Here is a 20,931-nt window from a genome sequence, read left to right on the forward strand (position 1 = left end):
AAACCGGCTTGTTTCCGTTTTTCTCGAACGGAAGCAGCCGGATTGTTTTTTTAGGAAGATCGCTTATTGCGCCATAAACTGCTGCGTCACGATGTAGAAGCGGAGCTTGCTCAAGTCTTTGGCCGAAATGCTGTAAATTTCGGCGCCGTAGCGAATCGTTTTTTCTTGAATATGGGCATACCGGACCACGACTTTCGGATGAATCGTTTCTTCGTCGCACATGATCATCGTGTCATAGACATGGTTCATTTTGACGGAGAAGTCGTTAATTTCAAATCCGAACCCGAGACGGCTGATCCGGCAAAAACGAACCGCCATCGTACGGAAATCGTCGATCAGCGTGCCGTACGTGTTCAGCTTGAAGCTGGGAAACGCCAGGTTTTCGTCGCGGTACATGTCGTCCAGTACGGCATCCGGTCTCGCTTGTATATTGAAAATTTCCGAATCCGCCGGCACGAGAATCAGCTTGGATTTGGAAACCTGCAGCACGCGCATTTGTACTCTCTTCTGAAAATCAAAGCAGATGACGGATTCCCCGCCTGTAAAGGAGGACGGCTCCGTGCAGGAAACCTCCATTAAATCCGAACCTTCATAGGACACTCGCCCCTGGTAAACTTTCCCCTGATGAAGCAGCTGCATGTCTTTCATACCAATCACCTCCGCTTGATACCTCTACTATAGCTCCGAATAATTATGAAAGTTTCAGTTAAATATTAGGAGATTATTAGATTCGATGTCGATTGGTGTCGTTTTGTGTAATATTTAAACATTTATTAGGATATGCGGAGACTCGTTAGCTGTGCTGCTCATGGGGATATTCAAAGGGTATGGTGTGCCAAAAAGCCCCCCGGCTTGCGGAGGGCTCGATGCTTGCTGCTATTAATGCTCCATATGATCTTCCGGCTGGGCCGCTTTGACGGTCAGCCCCCCGTCGACCATCAGCAGATGACCGTTGACCTGCATCGCTTCCTCGGAGGCCAGGAACACCACCGCATCCCCGATCTGGCGGGCGGTGCCGAGACGTTTCATCGGATTCGCTTCGATTTCTTTGGCCCGGATCGCATCGTCAGCCAAATAGTCCGTGCACATGTCGGTATCGACCGTGCTCGGGCCGACCGCATTGACGTTGATGTTGTACTTGCCAAGCTCGATCGCCATCCCCTTCGTCAGCATGTTCGCCGCCGCTTTAGACGATTGGTAATGCGGAATGACCGGGCTCGTGACGACAAGGCTGGCGGTCGACAAGACGTTGACGATTTTGCCGTAGCGCTTTTCGATCATCGACTTCGCCGCCAACTGCGAACAGAGGAAAATCGATTTGACGTTTGTATTATATGTCCGGTCCCACGTCTCCTCCGTACATTTCAAGAACGGTTCGAACGGCGCGATCCCGGCGTTGTTAACGAGAATTTCCACATCGCCCAATTGCTCCTGCACCTGCCGGAACATGTCTTCCACCTGCTGCTTGCTGCCTACGTCGGCTTGAACCACCATCGCTTTGACGCCGTGCGCTTCCGCCTGCTTCTTCACGTTCTCTGCCAACGGGCGCGAACGCTCGGAAGTGAAGTTAATGGCAACATGAGCGCCTTCCTCCGCCAAACGAATGGCAATCGCTTCACCAATGCCCCGGCTGGCCCCTGTAACGAGCGCAACCCGTCCTGCCAATCTTCCCATGAATCCATGCCCCCTTCATTGTATGGTAAGCTTATAAGCTCGGTCCGATCCGGTTGATGCTGAATTCGGTATGGCCCAAAATTTCAGCCTTCGTCAGTTTGCCGCTGGCGACCGCTTGAATTTCTTCCCAGACGACCTGACCTGCCGCCTCCAGGCTGAGTGTACCCTCCAGCATATCGCTGACGTCGACGTCCATGTTGTCCGACATTTTCTCGAACATCCGTTTATTGCCGGTAATTTTGATGACCGGAATGACGGCGGCTCCTGTAGGCGTCCCGCGCCCCGTCGTAAAGCAGACCAGATGCGCGCCGCCCGCCGCCATCCCGGAGACGCATTCGATGTCGTTGCCCGGCGAATCCATAAAATAAAGCCCGTGCTTCGGAATGTCCTCGGCATACTCGATAACGCCTTTGATCGGCGCGGTGCCGCATTTGCTGATGCAGCCGAGCGATTTTTCTTCGATCGTCGTCAGTCCTCCGGCAATATTGCCTGGGCTCGGGTTACCGCCTCGCATGTCGGCACCCATCCGCTCGACTTCCTTCTCGAAGCGGTCGACGATATGATAAAGCTTCTCCGAAATGTCCGGTGCGGCGCAGCGCGAAGCAAGCACATGCTCGGCGCCGATAATTTCCGTCGTTTCCCCGATCACGACACCGCCGCCCTGCTGAATGAGCGAATCGGCTGCCGCGCCGAGCGCCGGATTGGAAGCGAGCCCCGAGGTCGCGTCTGAGCCGCCGCACTTCACCCCGATGATCAGCTCGCTGAAAGGTACCGGCTCGGGCTTCATTTCGTCGAGCTGGGCGCGCATTTTCCGGGCGATCTCTACCCCGTGCTGGATCGCTTTCACGGAACCGCCGACCGATTGAATGTCGAACACTTCAACCAGCTTGCCTGTCGGACGGATCGCGTCGGCCAGCGCATGCGGATCGACGACTTCGCAGCCGAGGCTGATGATGATGACGCCGCCGACGTTCGGATTGCGGCCGGTTCCCGCCAGCACGTCGAAGGTGCGGTCTTTGTCCGCGCCGATCTGGCTGCAGCCGTGCTGGTGGGGAATCGCTACCGTGTCCGGAACCATCTGGTTGATCCGGGTGCACACTTGGTTGGCGCAAATGACGGTTGGGATAATCAGCAAATGATTGCGGATGCCCACATCGCCGTTCGGTCTTCTATAGCCCATCATGTGATTCATGAGTATTCGTTCTCCCTTCGCTTCACGCTTTCGCCTGATCTCCGCGACCGCGGATGCCTTCGACGTTATGCACGTGAACATGCTGCCCTGCAAGGATCTGGGTGGTCGTCCGTCCGATCACTTCGCCGTACTTACGTATATCCGTCCCGGCCGGGATATCCTGAATCGCCAGTTTATGTCCGAACGGAACGTCGTTCAGCAGCGTTAATTCCTGAACTTCCTCCTGCACCCGGAAGGTGATCCGCTGTCCCTGCTTCAAATCGTTGATCGCCGTCGCCACATGGTCGCGAGGGTCCATCACGAGCGCGTCCGCGCCTGCAATAATCGGTCCTGCCATCCGTCGTTCCTCCTTTTGTCCGCTGCCGTTACGCCTGCTCGTTAACCATGCGGTTTGTCAGCGAGCCCAGCTTCTCGATCTCGATCGTGACGACATCGCCGTCTTTCAGGTAAACCTGCTTCTCCTCCGGATATCCGAGCACGACACCCTCCGGGGTACCCGTCAAAATGATATCGCCCGGCACCAGCGTCATATGCTGCGAAATGTAGCTGACGATTTCGTCGCAATGGAATATCATGTCCGACGTGTTGGAGTTCTGGCGTACCTCGCCGTTTACGATGCAGCGGATGGCAAGGTTGTTCGGATCGCCGACTTCATCGGCTGTCACCAGATAAGGCCCGAGCGGGCTGAAGCCGTCGCACGACTTGCCAAGCAGCCATTGCTGGGTGCGCATCTGCAGGTCGCGAGCGGACAAATCGTTCACGTTGCAGTAGCCGAACACGTGATCCAGCGCCGCTTCTTTGGAGACGTACTTGGCTTTTTTGCCGATCACGATGACCAGCTCCGCCTCGTAATCCACCTTGCTCGTTACGCTGACCGGCAGCGGTACATCCTGTCCGTGACCCGTCAGCGTATTGTTGAATTTGTTAAACAGGATCGGATACTGCGGAATCGGCGCGTTCGTTTCTTCCGCATGCTTGCGGTAGTTCAGCCCGACGCAGATGATTTTGTTCGGATGTGGAACGCACGGGCCGTAAGTGAGCCCGGCTTCGTCCAGCACATACGCCTCGCTGCCGCCGGACGCCAGCGCCTGGTCCACGTAAGCTTGCAGCGCCGTAACCGCGAAAGGTCCGCCTTCGATGACTTCGTGTACCGTCTGCGGCACGTCTGCGTTTCCGGAAGAGACCGCTGCGAGCGCTTTGGAGATATGTACAACGCCGCGGTCTGTCTTGACGCCGAGCCGTTCCTGTCCGTCCTCGATAAAAGTAAGCAGTTTCATATTCGAATATGCCTCCTTGGCTTATTGTAGGGCCTAGTCTTAAAGCGATGCGTTACGCGTTCTTTCCGAAAACGACGCCCCCATCGATATACAGCGGGGAGCCCATCATAAATTTCGATTCGTCCGAAGCGAGGAACAGCGCCGCTTTGGCCACGTCGTCCGGGCGTCCCAGATCGCCGCTCAGCTGACGTTTTTTCAGTGATTCGTAAGCTTCCTCCGGATTGTCGTAGGAGTTCCGCAAATAGTTTTCCACGAACGGCGTCAGGATCGTGCCCGGCAGCAGCGCGTTTACGCGGATGTTGTATGGAGCGTAATCGACCTGCATCGATTTGGTCAGCGCCAGCACGGCTCCTTTGGTTGCGGAATACGATGCCCTGCGCGCCAGCCCGATTTCAGCAATGCAGGAGGACATATTAATGATCGAGCCTTCTTTGCGCTGCATCATATGCGGCAGAACGTACTTGCACGGCAGGAATGTGCCGCGAATATTGACCGTGATGACGCGGTCCCACGCCTCAGGCTCCACTTCGTGGATCGCTCCCACGCCGCTGATGCCGGCATTGTTAAACAGCACATCGATCCGGCCGTACTTGGCGATGACGGTATCCACCAGCGCTTGGACGGACTCGGGATTCGTCACATCGGCTTGCACGAACAGTGCGTTTCCGCCGGCCTGGCGTATTTCCTCTACCGTCTCCTGCCCCTTATCCTCCGCCAAATCGTTGACGATGACCGTCGCGCCTTCGCGGGCGAACAGCTGCGCTGTGCTTTTCCCGATGCCCGAGCCAGACCCGGTAATGAGCGTTACCTTATTGTGCAATCTCACAGGGTTCACATCCTTCGGTTAAGTGGTTTGATATTGCGACAGCCTCTCGGCAAGCGCGCAAATTTCCTGGCGGGCCAGCTCGCGCTTCGCCTCCCATTCATGCTGGAACATGGAGCAACTGATCGCCGCGACGACTTTCCCGTCGCCGGAACGAACCGGGGCCGCTACACAGCAGAAGCCCATGACCGCTTCCTGCAAGTCGCACGCATAGCCGTTCGACCGCACGTCCTCAAGCTGGCGACTCAGATCGGAGCGCTTCTGCAGCGTGTGCGGCGTCAAGCACGGATCGAGCGTTTCCGAAGCGTACAGCGCTCCGAACTCGGTCTCGGCGACCCATGCCAGCATCGCCTTGCCCAGCGCCGTCGCGTGAGCGGGAAATTTGATGCCGGGCTCCGATGACAAGCGCACCGGGGAAGGCATCTCCTCCTTCGCCAAATAAAGCACCTCGTTCCGTTCCAGCTTCGCCAGTTGAATCGTCTCTTTGATGACGTGCTTGGTGACAGAGGCTTCCTTGCGGAACCGGTCGATCAAGCTGAATTGCTTGAAAAAAGCGTTTCCAATGTAGCCCAGCTTGGACCCGAGCGAATACGTTGCGTCATCCTCCCGTACGACCCAGTCCAGCGCTTCCATCGTGGCCAGCAGGGAAAACATCGAGCTTTTGTTGATCCCGAGCCGCTTCGACAGATCGATCAATTTCAGGCTGGAGGGCTGCTCCGAGATCGCTTGGAGCACAAGGTTGGATTTTTCGAGAGCAGGTACCCAATATTTCTTGTCCATGCTTCCTCCAAAATGAAGTTGGTTTTGTATAATAAACCAAGGTTTTATATAATTAACACTTTTATAGTACCACCGCGCTTTCGAAGGTGTCAATCGGAATTTGGCCCTTCGGACGGGGGGATGAAAGCGTTTATAATGTTTTTTTCTCTTGTGCCGGTGCCGGTCCGACTATATAATGTCACGTAAATATATCGAAGTCACAGAAAGATTATTCTTGGAGCGTGAAGAGATGATCCGCCGTTTTTTCAGCTATTATGTACCTTATAAAAAGCTGTTCTTGCTCGACTTCTCCTGCGCCGTGCTGGCTGCGCTGCTGGAGCTCTGCTTTCCGCTGGCGGTCAAGCTGATCGTTGACAAGCTGCTGCCCGGCAAGGATTGGGGCTTGATCGTCGCAGCGTGCGTCGGCCTCCTTGTGCTGTATTTTGCCAGCACGGGGCTGCAATATATCGTTACGTATTGGGGCCACAGGCTCGGCATCAACATCGAATTCGACATGCGCCGGCAGCTGTTCGGCCATATCCAGAAGCTGTCGTTCCGCTTCTTCGACAACAACAAAACGGGCCATCTCATGTCGCGTATGACGAACGATTTGTTCGAAATCGGCGAAATGGCCCACCACGGCCCGGAGGACGTGTTTATTGCGATCATGACGCTCTGCGGGGCGTTCACGATGATGCTGTTCATCAACTGGAAGCTGGCCTGTCTCACCTTCCTGATCGTTCCTCTGCTCATTTGGCTCGTGGTCGTTTGCAATATGAAGCTGGTCAAGGCCGCCAAGCGGATGTTCTCGGACATCGCCGATGTGAACGCGCAGGTGGAGGACAGCGTAACCGGCATCCGCGTTGTGCAGACGTTCACGAACGAGGAGCACGAGATGGGCAAGTTCATGACGAGCAATAGCAATTTCCGGGAGGCGAAGCTCCGCTCCTATAAAATCATCGCGGTCAGCTCCTCCGGCATGTACCTGCTGATGCGGCTGATTTCGCTGTTCGTGCTGATCTGCGGCGCTTGGTTCGTCGTTCAAGGAGAGCTGTCTTACGGGGAGTTCGTCGGCTTTTTGCTGCTGATCAATATTTTCTTCAAGCCGATCGAGAAGATCAACGCGTTTCTGGAAAGCTATCCGAAAGGGATGGCCGGATTCAAACGTTTCATCGAAATTATGGATACGGAGCCGGACGTCGCCGATGCTCCGGATGCCGTCAAGGTCGACCGGGTGCGCGGGGATATCCGCTTCGAGAAGGTGACGTTCGGATACGAAGATCATGCCAAGGTGCTGAAAAATATCGATCTCTCGATTCGGGCCGGGGAAACCGTCGCCTTCGTCGGACCGTCCGGCGCGGGCAAAACGACGCTGTGCAGCCTGCTGCCCCGCTTCTACGAAATCGAATCCGGCAGCATTGCCATCGACGGCCTCGACATCCGGAAAATGAAGCTTTCGTCGCTCCGGCAGCATATCGGCATCGTACAGCAGGACGTGTTTCTGTTCTCCGGCACGCTGCGCGACAATATCGCTTACGGCAAGCTGCACGCGACGGACGCCGAAATCTGGGACGCCGCCCGCCGGGCGAAGCTGGAAGAGTTCATCCGCTCGCTGCCGCTTGGCCTGCAGACGCCCGTCGGCGAACGCGGCGTGAAGCTGTCCGGCGGTCAAAAGCAGCGGCTCGCCATTGCGCGGATGTTCCTCAAAAATCCGCCAATCCTTATTCTCGACGAAGCGACCTCGGCGCTCGACACCGAGACGGAAGCGGCCATCCAGCAGTCGCTCGCCGAGCTGTCCGCCGGTCGCACGACGCTCGTCATCGCCCACCGGCTCGCCACGATCCGCAGCGCCGATCGGATTGTCGTCGTTACCGAGGACGGGGTTTCCGAGCAGGGGCACCATGACGAGCTGGTGGCTTCGGGAGGCGTGTACAGTCGGCTGCATCAGGCGCAGTTCGGATCGTAGGAAGCGAAACGAAAAGAACCGTCCACGTAAACGCTCAGACGGAGCTTGAGAAAGAGGTCAATTGTGAGAATAGAGGTGTACGAGGGGGTGGGGTATCTACTTCCGGTCGCTGCTCCACCCCACAAAGTGAAGTTGAATCAGGGAAGCTTAGTCCGAGTACTTTGTGGGGACCCCGGGTCTGCAGGAAATCTTTATTGGAAGCCGCTTAGCAGCGGATATTTCCCGCAGACAAAGGCGAACGCTGTCGCTCCTCCAGTAGATACCCCACCTTCGTATGTATCTCTATTTTATAATGACCACTTTCTCAACAGACCGAGAACCGTCCACGCTAAAGCGCAGACGGTTCTTTTCGTGTTTTTAAAGTAATAATTAAATGCTTTTGGCTGACTTTAGCGAGTCAACGGCATGACGCTTAAGGCAAGCCCGACGGAGACGGATGTTCCGTCTACTTTCCGCCCGTGACGCTGCCGGTGTACATGTTTCCGGCCGGGTAGCGGGTATTACCGGAGGCGCTGGCGGTCGTTCCGCTGGCAGCGTTAACGATATAAGCGGTCGTGTTGTCCAAATAGACCGTATTGTTCGTGAAAGAGGCGTTTTGCCCCCAGCCAGCCGCCCGCTGATGAATCTGAAACCCATCCTTGATGTTACTGTTGCCGTTGCGGTAGCCGATGTTGCCTCGGATCACGTCGTTGTTCCCTTTCACATCGATGAAGCTGTCCGCAGCGTTGGCGCCGCTCATGCCGGTACCGTTGAACGTGTTGTTCTCGACAAGCGTCCCCGTAGAGCCTTCCTTAATGTCGATATGCTCGGCGGCGACATTCGGTCCTATGGTGTTGTTCGCAATCGTGTTGTGGTTGGTCGCCGCGTTGAAGGTGCCCCACTTTCCTTTGTCGGACCCGACGTAAATCGCTTCTCCGAACGATGGGTTTACGGTGCCGATATCGTGAAGATACGAATTCCGAATCGTATTGTAGGAGCTGCCGTCCCGGTAATGAACGCCCTCTTCCCCGATCTGGTACACCTCGGCCCCATCAATCAGCGTGTAATTCGCATGGTCAAGCATGATCCCTTTTTTGGCGTTCGTAATTTTCAGATCCTTGATCACCCAATGATCGCCTGTCACGTGCAGCGTATAGCCGCTCCCCGTACCGCCTCCGTTCAGCTCGGCTTTGTTCGAGGAGCTGGCGCTTTGCAGCGTAATCTTGCCGGTTAGGGTTCCGTTGGCCGCCGCTACGAAATTGCCGTTGAACGTTACGCCCGCCGCTAAAGTAATTACGTCTCCCGGTGCAGCTTGGGCCAGTGCGTTAGTTAAGCACGAGACCGTGCTACAGGTGACGGAGGCCGCCTTCGACGAAGCGGGAACCGAGAGGAACGCCGAGCCAAGCAGTATTACGGACGATAGAAAGGACAAACGGAAACGCCAACTTTTTTTCATCACATCATGCCTCCTGATCTGTTATTTTGACAACGGTTACAACGTTGACATTATCAAACATCCTTGGTTTATGCTTGTAGAATCCATAGATTGGCTTGGAATTTTTGCGGAATTCATCCAGCGGGTGCAAAAAAATATCTGGGTCTTGAGGAAATTTTATGAAATTTGATGTGTTATTGCAAAGAGTGATGAAGTTTTTTAGAAAAGTTGTCCTTTTTCTATGGCCCTTATCCGTTATACGGTTTGGAAACAAAAATATCAGAAAAGACGGTCGTCGATCCGTCTTTGGAAAAGGGTGGACAAGCATTGAAGAGAATTCGTAAAGGTTTAACGGCAGGGTTGTCTTTGGCTGTGCTGCTGACGGGCTGTACTTCCGGCGGGGCCGGAGACAAGCCTTCCAAAACGCTAAAGGAGCTTGGTAAAGACGAGAAAGCCAGCATTAAAGTCGTCTACTGGAACAAAAATTATTTCTTCCAAAAGTACGGCAACTTGTTCTCGGCGAAATTTCCGAACATTGACGTGCAGGTCGTTTCCATGCAGGGAATGATCCGCGACCCCAACAAGGATATGAACAAGGAATTCCAAAAGCTCATCGACGACGAAAAGCCGGATGTGCTTATGTTCCAATCGTCCGATCTGTTTGAGAGATGGGCGAATGACGGGAAGCTGTACCAGCTTGACGATGTCATTCGACAGGATAAGTTTGACGTGGAGAACATTTTGCCAAGCGTCATCGAGCAGATTAAAGCGAAAGGCAACGGCAATATCTACGGCTTGGCCCCGTTCTTTTACAGTCAGGCTCTATTCTATAACAAAGACTTGTTCGAAAAATACGGCGTGCCGCTGCCGAAAAATAAAATGAGCTGGGACGAGGTGCTGGACCTCGCCAAGCGGTTCCCTAAGGACGGACAAGGAGACAACCGGATTTACGGATTTGCCTCTTCCGGCGCATTCCTCGACAAAAAGCGCATCAGCTTAAACTTGATGAGCAGCATCGGGTGGACCAGTGGCTTATCGTACGTCGACGCCGGTAGAGGAACAGTTACGCTTCAATCGGAAGGCTGGAAAAATGCACTTGTAACTGCGATGGAAGCTTTGAAATCAGGCGCGGTCTATACCGGCACTGACAACAAACCCGATCCGAATAAAACGGTGCTTATGGACGATGGCCGGAGCCTGTTCGCCGCCGGAAAAGTCGCGATGACGCTGGACGGCTCCTACGCCATGCCAAACCTTCAAAACGCGAGGAACCTTCCGGAAGACCCGCCTGTGAATTGGGATATCGTCACCGTACCGGTCGATCCCAAAAATCCGGACGTGTCCAACGCCGTATCGCTTTCGGACCTTTTCGCCGTTAACGTCGATTCTTCCAATCCAAGAGCCGCCTGGGAGCTCGTCAAGTTTATTAACAGCGACGAGATGGCCAAATTGCAGGCCAAATCCGAAGACGGCTCGCTGTTCTCGCGAACGGCCTACGTGAAGGAACGGAACGGCCGCAGTTTGGAGCCTTTCTATATGCTGAAAACCAATGAAGACATGCTGATGAAAGGCGTGAACACCATACCGTTCGGGTTTAATCAACCCTTCAATGAAATGGCCGGTACGGAAATCCTAGCAGTTATCGAGGGCACAAAATTCATGGACGAAGCGCTCAAAACCATGCAGGAAAAAGGGCAAGAAATTTATATCAAGGCCAAGCGGGAACAGGATGCCAACAATGCGAAGGAAAACTGAGAAGCGAAGCCTGCCGAACCGGCTGTAACAGAAGGCATCCCAAGGCGGTGGGGTCACGGAAATTCCCGGACTCCGCCGCCCTTTTTTACAGAGGTTAAGGTTGAATAAGCTGCTTGCCGGAAATGAGATAAATCCACTTTCCGTCAGGACTGCTTCCCACCACCGAAGTATCGTTCCGAACACCCGAGGCAATCTTGCGCTCCGCACGTTTGTCCGCGTCGAACACGACGATGTCTCGATTATAAGCCGAATCGTTGGGTGCATTCGGGCTCTCCTGCGTTCTGAGGAGCAGATGAGTTCCGTTAATCCAGTCTCCGTCTCCCCGGATATCCCCTGGGATTTTGTCGGCGCCTTTATAAATTCCGGCGTTGTAATAAAACTGATACGCTCCGTCCGTCGTCCGGGTAAAGCCTCCCCAAGAATCTTCGGGCAGCGGCAGTTTTAAAGGCTCGAGCTTCCCGGTCTTCCAGGTGTACACGTACCGCTTTTCGTGGCCGGTCTCCGTATCCATCATAACGTATACGCGCTCCCCGTCGTCTGTAAAGGTAACCGGAAGCCGCGCATCGTTGGACTGACCAAAAGACACTCTGCCGACCAAAGCCTTGGACAATCGCTGTTCCTTGCCGGACTTCAGATCGAAAACAAGCAGGTCGAGATCCCGTTCCTGCTCTCTTGTTCCAACGGCCATAATCAGCCGGGTCCGGTCTTTGCTGAAGCTCGCTCCGTGCACGTAATCGTTCAATCGGACCGCAACGGCCGTATCGCTCGCCGGAATTTCCGTCCCCTGCTCCGGTTGCTCGTAAAAGAAGCCCCGGCGGTCGGCAACGAAGTTCCCGCCACCCATATAACGGGCCATCAATTTATTGGAGTACGGGATAAATTTTTTCTCTTTCACATCGTACACGGTGTAAATACCTTCAAAGGGAGCGTCACATTGGCAATAATGAGTCGTACGGCTAAGCAGCAAAAACTTTCCCGATTCATCCAGCATTTCGATTCCGTAAGGCGGATCGAACGAAGTGAGCGGCTCCGAGCTTTTGCCGTCTACGGACATTTTCCACAATTGATTCGGCTGCTCTATCACGCCTTTGAACGATGGAGTTTCGCCAAGCGTCCTCCCGCTCTTCGTTTTCGCTTCCGAAACGCTTAGCTGATAAGAATGAAACGTTGGCTCGGGCAGTGAAATTTCCCCAACCGTCAAGTCCAGCTCCCGATCGTTGACCCACCGGTAATCGAAGGAAGGCACGATCCCATCCCCGAAGGCTCCCTCCTTCTCCGTATACTGCTTGGCTTGATCCTGCAAGGCGGCTTCCACCGAGGCCCGATCCATCGCTTCGCCGAATTCCAGCGTAAACTGCTGCTTCGTCGGGGACACCACCGTCGCGACGGGAGCTTGCAGCCGAGGCTCATCCTTCAGCCGGATCCGTACGTCATTCTTCATCGTCTGGTCACCTAAAGAAGTCTGGCCGCTCAATGCAGTAGAAGGCGTTTCCGTCGAGGTTGTCGGACCTCCTTGTACGGCGGACGGCTGCTCAACGGGGCTTTTTTCCGAGCACCCGGCTATCGAGAGAGTGACGGCAAATACCACGGCGGACGACAAGGTTAAGAAATACGTTTTCAGTAAAATAACCCCCTTTGGAGTTCGCATCTAAATGGTATTGACGTGTCATTCTGCCAAATGTTGCATGCTGGCGGGCAATAGGTTTGGCTTTTTTAGCTAAATTTTTCGAGCTCCCAGCGCTGCGAATCGACCCCGAACACAAATTGTAAAGAAATTATAAAGAAAATTTTAGAAAGAAAAATGAATTCTTTTCCGCCTTTCATCCGTCTATTAGTGGGATGAAGAAATAATTGGGAAAAGACGGCGGGGCAAGGTAATTATGCCGTCTTTCGGAAAAGGTGGAGAAGAAACAATGAAACGAAGTCGTATTGGGCTCACGGCCGGACTGGCTGTAGCCGTGCTGATTGCGGGATGTAATTCCGGGGGAGGAGCCAAGCCGTCCAAGACACTTAAGGAGCTTGGCAAAGACGAGAAAGCGAGCATCAAGGTCGTATACTGGGATAAAAGCTACTTCTTCCAGCAGTACGGCAACTTGTTCTCGGCAAAATTTCCGAATATTGACGTGCAAGTCGTTTCCATGCAAGGGATTTATGGCAGTGGCAAGGATATGAACGAAGAATTCCAGAAGCTTGTCGACGAAGAGAAGCCGGACGTGCTGATGTTCCAATCGCCGGATATGTTCGAGAAGTGGGCCAATGACGGCAAGCTGTACCAGCTCGACGACGTCATTCGTCAGGACAAGTTCGACATCGAAAATATTTTGCCGAGCGTCGTGGAGCAGATCAAAGCGAAAGGCAACGGCAATATTTACGGGCTGACCCCTTCCTTCTACGGCCAGGCGTTATTTTATAATAAGGATTTATTCGAGAAGCACGGCGTCCCGCTGCCGAAAAACAAGATGACCTGGAACGAAGTGCTGGACCTCGCCAAGCGGTTTCCTAAGGACGGACAAGGCGACAATCGGATTTATGGCTATGCCCAGAACGCATCGTATGCTTTCGGGGAGAAGAAGCAGCTTGCTTTTCAATTTATGAGCAGCATCGGATCAACCGGCGGATTATCCGTCGTCGACCCGGACAAAGGAGCGGTCACGATCCAATCGGACGGCTGGAAAGAGGCACTTCTCACGACCGTGGAAGCATTGAAATCCGGCGCGGTGTATGGAGGCAGCGACGAAAAATTCGATCCGAACAAGCCGATGTCGATGGAGGACATTACCAGGAAGGATCTGTTCGCCACCGGAAAAGTCGCAATGACGGTCGAAGGCTCTTATATGATTAACAGCCTTCAACGCGCCAAGGAGACGCTGAAGGACGTCACGCCGGTCAATTGGGACATCGTCACCGTACCGGTCGACCCGAAAAATCCGGAAGTGTCGAACTCCGTTACCCTTTCCGGACTGTTCGCCGTTAATGCGAGCTCGTCCAATCCGCGGGCCGCTTGGGAGCTCGTCAAGTATATCAACAGCGAGGAAATGGCTAAATTGCAGTCTAAATCCGAAAACGGCGAGCTGCTTTCCCGAACGACTTACGTCAAAGAACGCGACGGCCGCAGTCTGGAGCCCTTCTATATGCTGAAAATGAGCGAGAACAGCCTTTCCAAAAACTTTGACAAAATCCCGTTCGGATTTTATCAACCGTTCAACGAGCTGGCCGGAACCGAAATCATGTCCGTGGTCGAAGGCAAGAAATCGGTGGACGACGCGATTAAGACGATGCAGGAAAAAGGCCAGGAAGCTTATATTAAAGCCAAACAAGAGCAGGATGCCAAAAATGCGAAGGAAGGCAAAGATCAGAAGCCTGCCGAACCGGCTAAAAACTAAAGTGTAAACAAAACAGCGGCGTCTGGGACTCAAAGCCCCGGACGCCGCTGTTTTTTCCTTATTTTGCAGAGCGGACAAATAATTTCTGCAGCCCCTCGTATCTCGCACGCAGCCACTGGATCAGCAGCGCTTTTTTCTTCCTCGCGAGCAACGCCAGCCCCGCAAGCAAAGCTAGAACGCCGACCGCCGCGAAGGAGTATTGAGTAATCAGATGCAGCAGTTGCTCGATTTTCGCTCCAAAAATATGGCCTACCGTAACATAAGTCATCACCCACAAAATCCCGCCGATCCCGTTGTAAAGCAGAAGCGTGCCGAAGCGGACCTTGAGAATCCCGGCGACATAGCCCGTAAAATGCCGCAGACCGGGGACGAAATAACTGACCAGAATGAGCTTGTCTCCGTATTTCCCGAACCATTCCGTCAATTGACGGAGACGCTCCGGCTTAAGGAAGAAGTACTTGCCGTACGTTTCAAAAAACGGGGTGCCGAGCCGTCGGCCCAGCATATAGGTGACGACCGTGCCGGTAATGGCCCCGAGATAGGACACGAGGATAATCGATGTCAGTTGAAACGTGCCCAAGGAAGCCATATGCCCTGCGATGGCCATAGCCAGTTCTCCCGGAAACGGCAGCGCCAGCGATTCGGCGAATAATCCGAAGAATAAAACGAAGTAACCGTACTGTCCAAACATTTGACTAATCCATTCCATGATCAGGCTCCTTATCGACAAAATTCCGTCTGTCTATCAGCTATTCCAAGTATAGCTGGATGACGGACTGTCAATAACGGCCTTAGGGTTAGTTTTGGAACTGGCCTTTGGTCTTGGTAAACCTGCGACTTAAAGACAGTTAGCAGATTTGCCCTGTCGAAACGACAATGTCCTCTTGATAGCGGATCGCCGCCCCGATTCCTGCCTCCAGCCCTCTGACGATAGCCTCCAGACTCATGCTCGGCTGTCCTTTATGCTGCACGGCTTGTTCCGGCAAAAACGGAATATGAATAAATCCTCCGCGAACCGCCGCGTTGCCCGTCGTTGCCAGATGATGCATCAAGCCGTAAAACAGATGGTTGCAAACGAACGTACCGGCCGTATGCGATACGGAAGCCGGAATGCCCTGATCGTTCATCTCCTTCACCATGGCTTTAATCGGAAGCGTGGACCAGTAGGCGGCGGGGCCCCCGGGAACGACCGGTGTATCGATCGGCTGCTGTCCGTCATTGTCGGCAATCCGGGCGTCGTTGATATTGATAGCGATCCGTTCGATCGTAATATCCGGCCGGCCGCCGGCTTGACCGACACAAATGACGAGCTTCGGCTTGATTTCCGACACGGCTGCCAGAAGCCGTTCAATCGATTTATCGAATACCGTCGGGATCTCGCGGGTTTCCACGCAATGGCCGTCCACCGTTATTCCCTGCAGTCTGCGGACGGCTTCCAAAGCCGGATTCAGCGCCTGCCCTCCGAAAGGATCAAAGCCGGTTACAAGAATGTTTTCCACTGTTATATCCTCCTCACTATATAAAATCTGGTTTCAAAGCTGGAATGTATTTTCATATTTTAATATAATTGAAGCAGCGTTCCGATATACGGAATGAGTTGGAGGTTGCCATGCAGAATAAAAACAAGACCGTCGTCAAAACCAAAGAGATTCTGGATCTCTTTCTAACCTACGAACAGCTGTCTTTGCAGGAAATGTCAACGTTGTCAGGACTAGCAAAAACGACCGTGCACCGCATGATCGGCTCGCTTGAGGAAATGGGCCTGCTCGCCAAAACCGCAGAAGGAAAATACGAGCTCGGCTTCATGTTCCTGCAATTCGGACAGTTGGTCAAGGAACGTCTCGATATCCGTAAAATCGCCCTGCCGGTCATGAAGCAGCTGCGGGACGATGTGGAGGAGGCGGCCAATCTGATCATCCGCGAAGGAAACGAAGCGATCTACATCGAGAAGGTGGATACGACCCAGCCGGTAAGGGTGTTCACCCAAATCGGCCGCCGAGCCGCTCTTTACGCTGGAGCCTGTCCGCGGATTTTGCTCTCGTTCATGTCGTCGCAGGAGCTGCAAAAGTATCTTGAAGAAACGCCACTCGTCGCCTACGCAGACGGCACGATCACCGATAAGCCGAAGCTTATCGAATCGATTCATGAAGCCAAAACACGCGGCTACACGATCAGTCATTCGGAGCTGCGCAACTTTACTTCGGCCGTAGCCGTTCCTATTTATAATTATAGCGGACAAGTGATTGCGGGGCTAAGCATCTCCGGATTGGAAAACCGCTTTACCGAACAGCGTCTGCCGGAATTAATCGAGAAGACCGTGGCCGCAGGTAAAGCGATCTCCAAAAATATGGGATATTTAGAACAGTGACACGATGTACGGCGGGCAGCCGCTAAAAAGCGAGAACATACATCAGTACGATATTGGCCGCCAACAAAATCAACGCTGTCGGCACTTGGGCCTTGATAACACTATACTTGGGCAGATCGAGCAAAGCGGCCGGCACGATGTTAAAGTTGGCGCCCATCGGCGTCATCAGCGTCCCGCAGTAGCCGGACAGCATACCGATGGCGGACATGACCGCCGGATTGGCCCCATGCATGCCTACGAGCAGCGGAAGGCCGATGCCTGCGGTCATGACTGGAAACGCGGCGAAAGCGTTGCCCATAATCATCGTGAATACGGCCATCCCGATGGAATAGGCGGCTACGACAAGCAGACGGTTGTCCACCGGAATGGAAGAACCGACCAGCTCCGCGATCACTTTGCCGACGCCCGCGGCGGAGAATAACGCCCCCAAGCTGGCGAGCGTTTGCGGAAGCACAGCAGCCCAGCCGATCGAATCGAGCAAGCGCCGGGATTCCTTCACCGGGACGATGCTTTTTTGTTTGGTCAGCGTTATGCCCGCGATGAATGCCAGCACACACGCTACGCCAAGGGCTGCCAGCGTGACGTTGGACTTATCCAGCAGCCGCAAGCCGCCGATGGTCACATCCTTGAGCAAGGTCGCTCCGATCAGCGTAAGAAGAGGAATCATCAGAATCGGCAGGAACAGCTTGTTTTTATATTTTGCAGCCGAAGCCGCCCGCTCTTCATCCGACACTTGCGTATGCTTGCCCGGTCGCACGCCGCCGAAGCCCGCAATGACCGCCATGACAATGACAATGATCCCCATATACATAGGTGGAATAAGCTTGCCGAAAGCAAAGGATATGGCGAAAAGCGCCCAAAACACCGCCGTCAGCATCCGCTTAGGATTGCTTGCATCCTTCAAGCTGAGACCTGCGATAATGATCAAAAAGACCGCGGCGACATAGTAAACGTATTCCAGATTAACGAGCATGGTTCTGCACCTCTTCCAAGGTTACTTCGGACGAGCCGGACCGCTCCGAATCCAGCATCTGCTTGATTTTACGATCCAGCAGGTACAGCCTTATGCCATGAATCACAAAAGCCGCAATCGCCGTCGGAATCCCCCAGACGGAAACGTGCAGAGGCTCCACCTGAATGCCGTTCTGCGCCAGGAAGCCTTGGATTAGCAGCACGGCGCCAAAAGCGATAAAAATGTCCTCTCCAAAAAACAGACCCACGTTGTCCGTCGATGCGGATAAAGCTTTAATCCGGTCGGACACGTTTTTGGGCAAAGGTCCGTGTCTGTGCGCGGCCGCGCCTTCGGCCATTGGAGAAACAAGCGGACGAACCATCTGGGCGTGCCCGCCGAGGCTGGTCAGTCCTATGGCTGCGGTCGCTTGACGGATAAGCAGGTAGACCAGCAGAAGCCGGCCTGTCGTAGCCGCTTTAATTTTACCGATCAGCTGCTGCGACTGCTCCTTCAGACCGTAGCGTTCCAGCAGTCCGACAACCGGCAGCGTGAGGATAAACAAGGATAAGTAGCGGTTGGAAACGAAAGCGTTGCCGAAGGTTGTTAAAATTTCGCCGAAGGACAGATGGCCGGCAATTCCCGTTACAATCCCGGCAACACAAACGACAAGCAGCGGATTAAAGCGCAGGGCAAAGCCGACGATGACGATCAGGACTCCAAGCAGCGTCAACATAAATGTATTCCTCCCCTTAGATGTTGCGGTTATCGTGAGCTGACATCAGCGTAATTCCTTCGGCTTGGAGCATGTCCCGTATCCCGCGGGCAAATTCCACGGCATGCTTCCCGTCGCCATGGATACAGATCGTCTCGGCCAGAATGGGAACATCCGTCTCCTGCTGCGATCTGACCGTACCTTCCTTCACCATGTTCATAATTTGCTTGACGGCGGCCGACGGATCGTTGATCATAGCGTCCGGTTGGCTGCGCGGAGTCAAGCTTCCATCCGACTGATACGTGCGATCGGCAAACACCTCACTTGCCGTCAGCAAGCCGAGCTTGGCTCCCGCGCGAATCAATTCGCTTCCGGACAAGCCGTACAAAATCAGCTGCGGATTCACTTTATAAACGGCCTCCGCAATCGCTTCGGCCAGCTTGGCGCTGCGGGCCGCCATATTGTATAATGCCCCGTGCGGCTTGACGTGACGCATCACGCCCCCTTCCGCTTGGACGAAGCCGTTCAGGGCCCCGATTTGATAGACGACCATATCGAACGCTTCCTGCGGCGAGATCTCCATATTCCGCCGACCGAAGCCGATCAAGTCCGGAAGCCCCGGATGGGCTCCGATGGCGACCTTTTTATCGATCGCGGACTTGACGGTTTGACGCATCGTGCCGGGATCTCCGGCGTGGAAGCCGCAGGCGATGTTCACCGAAGTGACAAGCGACAGCATCTCCTCGTCGTTCCCCTGCTTATAGGCCCCGAAGCTTTCCCCAAGATCGCAATTTAAATCCACTACATACATAGGCTGCCGCCTCCTCTCATGTTTCAGCGCATAACGCACCGCCGGGCGTCATTTACCGGGCTTTCAAATAAAGCTTTATCGCCCTGGTCAATCTCTCGAATTCCAGCTCTTTCCGGATATAAAGCTCCTCGGCCTCCTGCAAAGAAACCTCAGCGAAACGGATGCTGTCTCCGGGCTTGGCTTGGGCCAAGACGGGAAGGTCCGCCGTGATGACCTGCGCGATTCTTGGATAGCCTCCGATCGTTTGCCGGTCCGCCATCAGCACGATCGGATTCCCTTCAGGCGGCACCTGCACGGTACCGAATGAAACCGCTTCAGATAGTGTCTCCAGCGATTCCTTAAAAGCCAGCGTCTCCCCCTGCAGCCGGTAACCCATCCGGTCCGACTGCGGCGTAATCCGAAAGGTCCGGGTGACAAACGCAGTCTGGCTTTCTTCCGTAAAAGCATCGTATTCCCGGCCCCGGATCACCCGGATCACAGGTTCTTTGGCATAGGCGGGCAGCGCCTCGTTCCCCATAAACCATTCCGCTGCCAGCCACTTTCTCGCACGGAGAGCAGCCTGCCGGGCTTTCAGGTAACCGGCCGCCGTTTCGGATAGTTGACCGAAACCAAGCCAGTCGTCGGCCTTTAAGGCTCTCCCTTCGTGCCCCCCAATTTCCGCCCGAAGGTACGTGCTGCGGCTGTGCATCACCGGCGGAACATCGATTCCGCCTGCTACCGCCAAATACGCACGGGCACCCCACCGGCACGGCCCGAATTCGAGGGTCGATCCCTCCCTGATCAAGAGGGGCCTCCATAAAGGAACCGGCTCTCCTTCAATTGCGGGAGAAAGATTTCCGCCGCAGACGGAAATGAGCGAATCGGCCTCAAACCGGATGACCGCTCCCATTAACGTGACTTCTAAGGCAGCCGCATTCTCTTCGTTGCCAACCAACACATTCGCCGCACGAAGCGCGAATGTATCCATAGCCCCGCTAACGATAACCCCCTGCCGTTGAAATCCGAACCTTCCTTTATCCTGTACCGTGGTCAAGAGTCCCGGATTGACGATCTGCATGCTCATGTGCTGTCCTCTTTCCACTCTTCGAATTGTTTGAGCCCGATCGGCTGGAATCGCACGATATCTCCCGCCTTCAACAAGCTGGGCGAAGAATCGTCAGGGCGAAATAACGGCAGCGGCGTCCTTCCAATCAACTGCCATCCTCCCGGTGTGGAGATCGGATAAATTCCGGTCTGGTTTCCCCCGATGCCTACCGTTCCTGCCTCAATCTGCAGCCTCGGCGTGCCTCGCCGCGGGGTAGCGATACGTTCGGACAGCCCGCCCAAGTAAGGAAAGCCCGGAGCGAATCCGATCATATAGACTAAATAATCTTGAGACGAATGGATTTCGATGACTTCCTCGGGAGTCAATCCGTGATATTCGGCTACGCTGTTCAAATCCGGCCCCAGCTCGCCTCCATAGCATACAGGGATGCGAACAATATTCGAAGCGCTTTCAAAGGTGTGATCCAAGTTAGCGGCCGCCCGCTTGATGATGCCCCGGATCATCTCATATGGGGAGCGGAACCCGCTGCCGTCTCGTACTCTGCAGCTTTCCCCCGTCACCGGATCGCGCAGCTTCAAGGGATCGTAGAACACGGTAACCGTCACAAAGGCCGGAACGATTTCGATCAGCCCCGGAAACGGATGCCACTCAAGATAGGCGGCCAGAGCTTGAACTTGGCGGTGCGTCTTCGGATCGATGCCGCTGCCCAATTGGACGGAAACCGCAGCATCGCCCAGTGGATATATTTCCGGCTCCATCCGCTCTTCGCGCTGGTTGTCAGGCATGCTGCCCACCTCTTT

20 protein-coding genes are annotated in these 20,931 nt (G+C 54.4%); 4 read left to right on the forward strand and 16 right to left on the reverse strand.

What is annotated here, in order from left to right:
* Positions 1-63: 63 nt before the first annotated feature.
* The 7 genes from PEL01S_RS18865 to PEL01S_RS18895 form a co-directional block, all read right to left on the reverse strand.
* Positions 64-648 carry a hypothetical protein gene (locus PEL01S_RS18865; RefSeq protein ID WP_127461395.1) on the reverse strand — a complete coding sequence of 195 codons (585 nt, stop codon included), beginning with the start codon at positions 646-648 and terminating at the stop codon, positions 64-66.
* A 231-nt stretch (positions 649-879) separates the two neighbouring features.
* A complete protein-coding gene (locus tag PEL01S_RS18870; RefSeq protein ID WP_010492204.1) occupies positions 880-1,674 on the reverse strand; it encodes an SDR family NAD(P)-dependent oxidoreductase in 795 nt (264 codons plus the stop codon).
* Between the two features lie 31 nt (positions 1,675-1,705).
* Positions 1,706-2,866: a UxaA family hydrolase gene (locus PEL01S_RS18875; protein WP_063181815.1), complete on the reverse strand. Its 1,161-nt coding sequence runs from the start codon at positions 2,864-2,866 to the stop codon at positions 1,706-1,708.
* Positions 2,867-2,888: 22 nt separating this feature from the next.
* A complete protein-coding gene (locus PEL01S_RS18880) occupies positions 2,889-3,203 on the reverse strand; it encodes a UxaA family hydrolase (RefSeq protein WP_127461396.1) in 315 nt (104 codons plus the stop codon).
* A 28-nt stretch (positions 3,204-3,231) separates the two neighbouring features.
* Complete coding sequence (locus PEL01S_RS18885; protein ID WP_127461397.1) at positions 3,232-4,143, reverse strand: fumarylacetoacetate hydrolase family protein; 912 nt, start codon at positions 4,141-4,143, stop codon at positions 3,232-3,234.
* A 52-nt stretch (positions 4,144-4,195) separates the two neighbouring features.
* On the reverse strand, positions 4,196-4,969 hold the full coding sequence (locus PEL01S_RS18890; RefSeq protein ID WP_063181809.1) for an SDR family NAD(P)-dependent oxidoreductase: 774 nt from the start codon (positions 4,967-4,969) through the stop codon (positions 4,196-4,198).
* Between the two features lie 18 nt (positions 4,970-4,987).
* On the reverse strand, positions 4,988-5,746 hold the full coding sequence (locus tag PEL01S_RS18895) for an IclR family transcriptional regulator (protein ID WP_127461398.1): 759 nt from the start codon (positions 5,744-5,746) through the stop codon (positions 4,988-4,990).
* A 229-nt stretch (positions 5,747-5,975) separates the two neighbouring features.
* On the opposite strand from PEL01S_RS18895, the gene PEL01S_RS18900 reads away from it, so the two are divergent.
* Positions 5,976-7,691 carry an ABC transporter ATP-binding protein gene (locus PEL01S_RS18900; RefSeq protein WP_127461399.1) on the forward strand — a complete coding sequence of 572 codons (1,716 nt, stop codon included), beginning with the start codon at positions 5,976-5,978 and terminating at the stop codon, positions 7,689-7,691.
* 445 nt (positions 7,692-8,136) lie between these two features.
* Here the strand turns inward: PEL01S_RS18900 and PEL01S_RS18905 are convergent, their stop codons facing one another.
* Positions 8,137-9,126, reverse strand: a complete 990-nt coding sequence (locus tag PEL01S_RS18905) for a right-handed parallel beta-helix repeat-containing protein (protein WP_127461400.1) — start codon at positions 9,124-9,126, stop codon at positions 8,137-8,139.
* Positions 9,127-9,432: 306 nt separating this feature from the next.
* On the opposite strand from PEL01S_RS18905, the gene PEL01S_RS18910 reads away from it, so the two are divergent.
* Positions 9,433-10,860: an ABC transporter substrate-binding protein gene (locus PEL01S_RS18910; RefSeq protein ID WP_127461401.1), complete on the forward strand. Its 1,428-nt coding sequence runs from the start codon at positions 9,433-9,435 to the stop codon at positions 10,858-10,860.
* A 94-nt stretch (positions 10,861-10,954) separates the two neighbouring features.
* Here the strand turns inward: PEL01S_RS18910 and PEL01S_RS18915 are convergent, their stop codons facing one another.
* Entirely contained in the window at positions 10,955-12,301 is a 1,347-nt protein-coding gene (locus PEL01S_RS18915) for a hypothetical protein (RefSeq protein WP_127461402.1), read from the reverse strand.
* A gap of 472 nt (positions 12,302-12,773) precedes the next feature.
* Between PEL01S_RS18915 and PEL01S_RS18920 the strand changes: the two genes are divergently transcribed.
* Positions 12,774-14,243: an ABC transporter substrate-binding protein gene (locus PEL01S_RS18920; protein WP_063181799.1), complete on the forward strand. Its 1,470-nt coding sequence runs from the start codon at positions 12,774-12,776 to the stop codon at positions 14,241-14,243.
* Positions 14,244-14,301: 58 nt separating this feature from the next.
* Here the strand turns inward: PEL01S_RS18920 and PEL01S_RS18925 are convergent, their stop codons facing one another.
* On the reverse strand, positions 14,302-14,952 hold the full coding sequence (locus PEL01S_RS18925; protein ID WP_127461403.1) for a DedA family protein: 651 nt from the start codon (positions 14,950-14,952) through the stop codon (positions 14,302-14,304).
* 139 nt (positions 14,953-15,091) lie between these two features.
* Positions 15,092-15,742 carry a pyroglutamyl-peptidase I gene (gene pcp, locus PEL01S_RS18930; protein WP_127461404.1) on the reverse strand — a complete coding sequence of 217 codons (651 nt, stop codon included), beginning with the start codon at positions 15,740-15,742 and terminating at the stop codon, positions 15,092-15,094.
* A gap of 110 nt (positions 15,743-15,852) precedes the next feature.
* Between pcp and PEL01S_RS18935 the strand changes: the two genes are divergently transcribed.
* A complete protein-coding gene (locus PEL01S_RS18935) occupies positions 15,853-16,611 on the forward strand; it encodes an IclR family transcriptional regulator (RefSeq protein ID WP_127461405.1) in 759 nt (252 codons plus the stop codon).
* Between the two features lie 22 nt (positions 16,612-16,633).
* Here the strand turns inward: PEL01S_RS18935 and PEL01S_RS18940 are convergent, their stop codons facing one another.
* From PEL01S_RS18940 to pxpB, 5 genes are read right to left on the reverse strand one after another with little or no spacing between them, the layout of a single operon-like run.
* On the reverse strand, positions 16,634-17,584 hold the full coding sequence (locus PEL01S_RS18940) for a DUF979 domain-containing protein (RefSeq protein WP_127461406.1): 951 nt from the start codon (positions 17,582-17,584) through the stop codon (positions 16,634-16,636).
* Positions 17,574-18,296 carry a DUF969 domain-containing protein gene (locus PEL01S_RS18945; protein ID WP_127461407.1) on the reverse strand — a complete coding sequence of 241 codons (723 nt, stop codon included), beginning with the start codon at positions 18,294-18,296 and terminating at the stop codon, positions 17,574-17,576. Before PEL01S_RS18945 ends, PEL01S_RS18940 begins: the two co-directional genes overlap by 11 nt.
* A gap of 16 nt (positions 18,297-18,312) precedes the next feature.
* Complete coding sequence (locus PEL01S_RS18950; RefSeq protein WP_127461408.1) at positions 18,313-19,086, reverse strand: LamB/YcsF family protein; 774 nt, start codon at positions 19,084-19,086, stop codon at positions 18,313-18,315.
* Between the two features lie 52 nt (positions 19,087-19,138).
* A complete protein-coding gene (locus tag PEL01S_RS18955) occupies positions 19,139-20,149 on the reverse strand; it encodes a 5-oxoprolinase subunit C family protein (RefSeq protein WP_127461409.1) in 1,011 nt (336 codons plus the stop codon).
* Entirely contained in the window at positions 20,146-20,916 is a 771-nt protein-coding gene (gene pxpB / locus PEL01S_RS18960) for a 5-oxoprolinase subunit PxpB (protein ID WP_127461410.1), read from the reverse strand. The genes PEL01S_RS18955 and pxpB overlap by 4 nt, the downstream gene beginning before the upstream one ends.
* Positions 20,917-20,931 lie beyond the last annotated feature (15 nt).

Origin of the sequence: Paenibacillus elgii NBRC 100335 (genome assembly GCF_004000865.1) — a bacterium.
GTDB classification, from domain to species: domain Bacteria; phylum Bacillota; class Bacilli; order Paenibacillales; family NBRC-103111; genus Paenibacillus_G; species Paenibacillus_G elgii.